Genomic DNA, 5,702 nt, shown 5'->3' on the forward strand with positions numbered 1-5,702 from the left:
GGAGAAACTATTATCTGTTTTTTATTTTTTAAATTAATAATACTTTCATAATATCCTTCTGAGACATTACTTTCAACTAATAATTCCAAAAGATGCTTTATAAAACCAGTATTGTGATTTAAAGTAACACTTTCAATATCAGAAAAACTAATAAACTCTTCTTTATAAAATAGAAAAGGAACTTTAGTAATTCCATTCTTCGAAATAACTATTTTGTAAAAATTAATGAGTTCAAATGGTAATAAGAAAATAAGTAATAATAAAAGCGCAATAAATACAATTAAATAATTTCCTTTATTTGAAAACACTTGATAACAACTAAAAAGTAAACCGCAAAAAATAAATACTTTTCTTGCTAGAAATAAGGCTCTAAATTTTGAATTCAAAATCATTTTCTACAACGTCTCCTTCAACCATTTGAAAAACTCACTTTGCCATACTTGAGCGTTTTGTGGTTTTAGCACCCAATGGTTTTCGTCTGGAAACAATAAAAATCTACTTTTTACACCGAGTAATTGTGCTGCTTGAAAAGCTTCTTGTCCTTGCCCAATTGGCACACGGTAGTCTTTTCCGCCTTGGATTATTAATATTGGTGTATTCCATTTATCCACCAAATTGATTGGGTTGAATTTAGAATATGTTTTTTGTGCTACGGCATTGTCTTTTTCCCAATACGCGCCACCGTTTTCCCAATCAGTAAAAAATACTTCTTCGGTTGTGCCGTACATACTTTCTAGATTGAAAATACCACAATGTGAGATGAATGTTTTAAATCGGTTGTTGTGTATTCCTGCTAAATAAAACACAGAATAACCACCATAACTAGCACCAACAGCACCAAGTCTAGCTTTATCAACATAACTTTCTTTAGCCACATCATCAATCGCCGATAGGTAATCGTCCATTACTTGTCCGCCCCAATCTTTAGAGATTTGTTCGTTCCATTCTTGTCCGTGACCGTACATTCCGCGACGGTTTGGCGCAACAATTACATAACCTTGTGAAGCCATCAAAGAGAAATTCCATCTAAAAGAATAACTTTGAGTCAACGGCGATTGTGGTCCGCCTTGGCAATACAAAAGCGTTGGATATTTTTTAGTTTTATCAAAATTTGGAGGAAGAATCACCCAAACCAACATTTTCTTTCCGTCGGTTGTCGTTACATATCTTCTTTCGTATTTCGGCAAAGCCAATTTACTGTAGGTTTCATCATTCACTTTGGTCAATTGCAACCAAGTTTTTTTCTTCAAATTATACGAATACACCTCAGCCGCATGATTCATATCGTTTCTAGTTACAATTAAGTTATCGCCTGAAAATCCTACGATATCAGAAACATCAAAATCACCTTTGGTCACTTGAGTTACAATTACTGCAATTTTGGTTAAACCCGGAAAATTTACTTCAAATACTTGTTTGGTTCCATCAACAGCTGCCGTGAAATATACTTTTTTACCATCTGGACTCCAGTTGAAACTGTCTACACTTCCGTCCCAATTGGCTGTTAGATTCATGTCCATTCCTTTAAAACGAACGATGATGTCGTTTTTATCGGCTTCATATCCGTCGCGTTTCATTTGCAACCAAGTTAAATTTCCAGCTGGAGAAAACTGCGGATTGGTATCGTAACCTTTATTGGCTTCAGTTAAATTTTTGGTAGTTTTAGTTTCTAGATTGTATTCGTACAAATCGGTGTTGGTAGAAATAGCGTAATCGGTTCCGAATTTCTTTTTAGAAACATAAATAATGTTTTTGGAATCTGGCGACCAAATATAATCTTCGTCTCCACCAAAAGGTTTTTGAGGTGAATCAAAAGGTTCGTCTTTCATGATGTCAATTGGAGGTGCCAAACGTACATTATCCGCTGGAACTCCGCCATAGAAAACGTGGTTTACCGTTCCGTCGTTCCAAGTATCCCAATGGCGATAATCCAATCCGTTATAAACTTGAGCATTAGATTTATCAAGATTCGGATAAAAATCTTTACCCAAAACCTTGTTTACTTTTACTTCTTGAGAAGACAATATGTAGTTGCCATTAGGAGAAATATTTTTATCTACAATTAAATCTTTTGTGTCTTGAACTTCAGTTGCTTTTCCGCCAGTAACGGGAATAGTATAGAATTTAGAATTCGATTTATTTTCCTCTATTGAAGGTGTTGCAACCTTATATACTATCGATTTTTTGTCTTTAGAAATTCCTAAAACAGAAACTCTACCTAATTTCCAGAGTGTTTCTGGAGATAAAACTTGTTGTGCCGATGCTGCTATACTCATTGAACTAACGATTATAAAAAATATTTTTTTACTCATTCGATTTATTTTTTCTTTTTGGTATTCGTGAATCTTCGATTTCATTTTATGCTGAATTTAGTTCAGCATCTTTCGATACTGAAATAGGTTATTTATTGATTCGTTAAAAGTAATAAAAAAAGCCGTCACGATAAACGCAACGGCTTCTAAAATTAACTTACTAAAAAATTACTGCTTAATAAAACGTTTAGATGTAGCACCATTTGCATTAGAAACTTCAATTAAATAAGTTCCTGCTGACAATGAACCCACATAAATACTTTCGTTTTCGATTTTACCTTTTCCTAATTCTTGTCCGATCATGTTGTAAATTGTATAAGTCGAATCTACTTCAAGATTAGAAATATTCAATACATCACCTTTTACAGGATTTGGATATAAGTTGAAAGAAATTTGATTGTTTGATACTTCTTCTCTTGCTGTAGTAGTAATATTTACTGTATAATCTTCTACTTGACCAAAATCAAAAGTTCCACATGGCGTAGTTGGAGTTGTGTTGTATCTCATAATTACTCTCATTCTAGTTGAACCAAGTGTTGCTGTTGTAGGAACTGTAAACGAACCTGAAACTGGAGTTGCAGTAGTTCTTGCGCGAGAATATACACTTTCACCAGCATCGATAAAATCACCGTCTTTATTGTAATCAATATACACTCTGTAAGCTTCACTATAAACGGTACCTGTCCAAGTTGGAGTGATTGTAATCGTATTTGAAGTTCCTCTCACTAAGTTTGTTGAAAGTGAAGTAAAATCTTCATAACCTGCAATTCCTGTTGAAGGATTATTGATAGTTCCCAATTGAACTCTACCAATTCTTTCATCTGCTGTGCTGTTTGCAGAAGCAGTACAATAAGTAACCGTTGCAACCGCAGTTGTAGTTACAGAAACCGTATTACTATTTACAGAAACATTTCCAGCAGCATCTTTTGCTCTTACATTAAAAGTATACGTTGTAGAAGCTGTTAAACCTGTAACTGCAAAAGTAGTAGCTGTAGTAGTTGAACCAATTACAACTCCGTTTCTTAACACATCATAACCAGTTACAGCAACGTTATCTGTAGCACCAGACCAAGATAAGTTTGTAGTAGTTTGAGTTGTTCCAGAAGCTGACAATGTTGGAGCTGTTGGAGCTGTTGTGTCTGAAGCTGGAGCTAATGTTGTAACGTTTACTGTATTACTATTTACAGAAACATTGCCTGCAGCGTCTTTTGCTCTTACATTAAATGTGTAAGCTGTAGAAGCTGTTAAACCAGTAACTGCGAAAGTAGTAGCTGTTGTAGTAGAACCAATTACGGCTCCGTTTCTTAAGACATCATATCCAGTTACAGCAACGTTATCTGTAGCACCAGACCAAGATAAGTTGGTAGTTGTTTGAGTTGTTCCAGAAGCAGCCAATGTTGGAGCTGTTGGAGCAACTGTATCTGTAGAACCAGCTGTAATAGTAAAGTTAGTATTAGAAACATCAAAGAAAATATGATTAGTTCCTTTTACCATGATTCTATTAGTTGTTCCTGGCGTATTTGGAATTGTTACTGCTTGAGTTCCGTCATTTGGAGTTGCTGCTAATAACGTTGACCAAGAAGTTCCACCATCTGTTGAAATCAAAATATCAACGTTGGGGCAATTTACACCATTTGCTGTAGTTCCTGCAACAGCCCAAGTTACTGTTTGTGTGCTTCCGCCTGCATAAGAAACTGCAGTATTTGGTGAATTTACAGTAAATGGTCCAGCAGTTCCGTTAACAGTAACAATCATATCATCTGAATTATTTCCAGAACCACCAGCTCTATTGTCGCGAACTGTTAATCTAAAATTCATAGTTCTTGCTACAGAAGGCAATGCTTCTACAACAATTTCTGCTCCAGTAGTTGTTGTTGCTCCAGCCAAAACTCTTGAAAGATTTGGAAAATATCTAACTGGAGAAGTAGAAGGATTATAGGATCTAAATGTTGGTCCAGAAGTTCTTGTCGCACTTGCAGCCGAGTTTGCTCCTGTTGCAGTTGATGCAGCATTGTCAAATTGTTCCCAATTGTAAGTCAGAATATCACCATTAGCATCGGTACCAGAACCAGTTAACATAAAAGGAGTGCTTTTAGGAATAGTATAATCTAAACCAGCGCTTGATGTTGGAATTGCATTTCCTGTAGGTGTATTTACTTGACAAGTTTTACTTTTTACATTATTGGTAACTTGCTGAATGCTAATAGCGTGAAAATAAGCGTCAGAATTAGGTTGAACGTCTTGGCTAGTTATACCAGCATAACCCATAATTGTAGAACCTGAACCTGGTTCCATATTGGCGCCAGTGCCTTCGTTATTCATTGAAAAAGTATGATTCGCTCCAAATTGGTGTCCAAACTCATGAGCTACATAATCAATATCGAAAGTATCACCTGATGGTATACCATTATTAGGAGAAGTATATGCACTTCCTTTTGAACCATTTACACAAACACAACCAATGCAACCAGCATTTCCACCACCACCAGATGCGCCAAATAAGTGACCTACATCATAATTAGCTTCACCAATAACCGATGTTAAAGTTGATTGTAACTGAGAATTCCAGTTAGACAAACTTGCTGCAGGAGAATATGGATCTGTCGCAGCATCTGTATAAATTACATTATCATTAGTAGCTACTAAAACCATTCTAATTGCAAAATCTTTCTCAAAAACTCCATTTACACGCGTCATTGAGTTGTTCATTGCAGCAAGAGCAAGTGCTTTTGTTCCACCAAAATAAGCAGTATATTCACCTGTTACTGACAAGGCTAAACGGAAAGTTCTTAAAGTAGAATCATCCGCATTAGGACGAAGAGCTGATGGATCAATTGTAGCTTGTACACCATCTACAACCGAGCATTCAAAATGTGAAAGTGAAGCTTTCTTATCTGATTTTTTATAAACAGAATAAGTAGTTAAATCTTGTGAAAAAGGCTCAATAAAAACTGCTTGTTCATCAGCATTTAAAACCATCGATTTAAATCCTAACGGTGACGAACTAAAATAAGCCGTAGACGTTGGGTTATCAATTCCGATTCCGATATATGATTTAATATTTGGATACTGTGCCGCTAAAACTGGATCCATAATAGAATTTTCATAAACTCTAAAACGTTCCATTTGTCCTTCTGCATTTGGCAAAGACAAGATAACAGCTGATAATTTTGCAGTTGCACTTCTTGCTGGAGCATCTAAAAGAGCATTCATTAAAGCATTTGAATCTAAATCGAAAAGATTTTTTTCTGGTAGTTGCATTCTACTTTCAAGCATTGGTTTATTGCTTTTAGTTGATGGTTTCCAGAAAGAACTTCTTTCTTGCGCAAAGGCAATACTCGATAATGCTATCAAGGCAATCGATAGTAATTTCTTCTTCATAAATTATAG

General features: G+C 35.5%; 3 protein-coding genes. All 3 read right to left on the bottom strand.

The window, feature by feature from the left end; all coding sequences use genetic code 11:
- Positions 1-386, bottom strand: a 386-nt coding sequence (locus DIU01_RS10780) for a hypothetical protein (protein WP_290834319.1), incomplete at its 3' end; no start/stop codon positions are given.
- Positions 387-395: 9 nt separating this feature from the next.
- Positions 396-2,312 (bottom strand): S9 family peptidase, encoded by a 1,917-nt coding sequence (locus DIU01_RS10785; RefSeq protein WP_290834321.1) that lies wholly within the window; start codon positions 2,310-2,312, stop codon positions 396-398.
- 168 nt (positions 2,313-2,480) lie between these two features.
- Positions 2,481-5,693 carry a reprolysin-like metallopeptidase gene (locus DIU01_RS10790; protein WP_290834323.1) on the bottom strand — a complete coding sequence of 1,071 codons (3,213 nt, stop codon included), beginning with the start codon at positions 5,691-5,693 and terminating at the stop codon, positions 2,481-2,483.
- Between the last annotated feature and the right edge of the window lie 9 nt (positions 5,694-5,702).

The organism is Flavobacterium sp., assembly GCF_003525665.1.
Lineage (GTDB): Bacteria > Bacteroidota > Bacteroidia > Flavobacteriales > Flavobacteriaceae > Flavobacterium.